Annotated in this window: 1 protein-coding gene; it reads right to left on the reverse strand. The window is 64.4% G+C overall.

Annotated elements, in window-relative coordinates; translation table 11 throughout:
* Nucleotides 1–1,212 (reverse strand): RHS repeat-associated core domain-containing protein (locus ACG2LG_RS23880; protein ID WP_396263381.1); only part of this gene is annotated, 1,212 nt, incomplete at both ends.

The following is a 1,212-nucleotide window of genomic DNA, read 5'->3' on the forward strand; positions in this document are numbered from 1 at the left end:
TCGCTCATCGACGAATCGTAGGCGTATGCCGCAAACCCCAGCACATCCACCCGGTTCACCGGGTCCCCGTGGGCGTAGAGATACAGGTTCAGACTCTCGCTTTCACCGAGCGGCTCGCGGCTCAGCCACTGGCCTGTCACCGGGTCGAAGTAGCGGTGGCCGAAGTAGTAGAGCCCCGTCTCCTTGTCGTGATACTTCGTGGCGTATCTCCACGGGTTTGCGTCGGCCATTTCGCCCTTGGCTTCGATCAACTCGCCAAACGGCCCGTACCAATACTCGGCGACCAGATTGCCCGCATCGTCGCTCAGCGCAACAACATGCCCGCTGCCGTCATACAGCGGGTAGTAGTCCTGCGTCGCCTGCCCGCGCTTCTCGCGCATCAGCAGCAGTCCGCCCGCACCGCCTGCCGACCCGTCGGCGATGTCCGGACCCCAGACATACTTGCGATCGAAGAGCCGGTTGCCAAACGCATCCTCGTGGCGTTCGTAGAGCAGATCCCAGCCGTCCCAGACGAACCAGATCGTCTTCCGCTCGACGGGGTCACCGTCTTCATAGCGCGTGACGACTTTCTTGAAGCGCCGCCCCTCCGCATCGTAGTCAAACTCCACATCCCACCCTTCCGGCGCACTCAGCCGGTCGCGTGTCGCCGCCCGTACCAAGCGATTGCGACCATCCCAGCCGTAGTCCCACAGCGCCGAACTGTCCCGGTTCCCATCGGCATCATAAGTGAAGTTCTCCGTTTCCGGCGGAAACCAAAGCTGCCCCTTCAGTTCGGACACCGCATCGGGGAAGGCCCCGGCATCGCCGCCGTTCTCGATGACGCCCTTCACCTCCCAGCCGACCCAGCCGCCCGCCGATCCGGGATGCCCGAGCGGCACCGCCGCGAAGCCGTCGAAGTCATCCGGTGCGGGGTTGAGTTCCGCGCCGTTGACCCAGACACGCGCGGAGGGATCCGCCGTGACGTAAAGAGGCTTCGGCACTTGCGGGTGAACCATTTGCAGAAAGCGGTTCAGCGTGTCGCCCGCATTGCCCGCGAAATCCACCCGCCGCCCGATCCCATCAGACGCGTAGCTGAAGATCTGTTCGGGCTCGTTGGGGTCAGCCGGATCGAAGATTCCTCCCGCGAGCTGGCCGTCCCCACCGTCGCCCCCGCGATAGCTGTAGGTCCAGGTGCCCCGATTGGTCACGACCGTCTTGCGCCTGCCCTTCGTG

The organism is Haloferula sp. A504 (assembly GCF_044385805.1).
Taxonomy (GTDB): Bacteria; Verrucomicrobiota; Verrucomicrobiia; order Verrucomicrobiales; family Akkermansiaceae; genus Haloferula.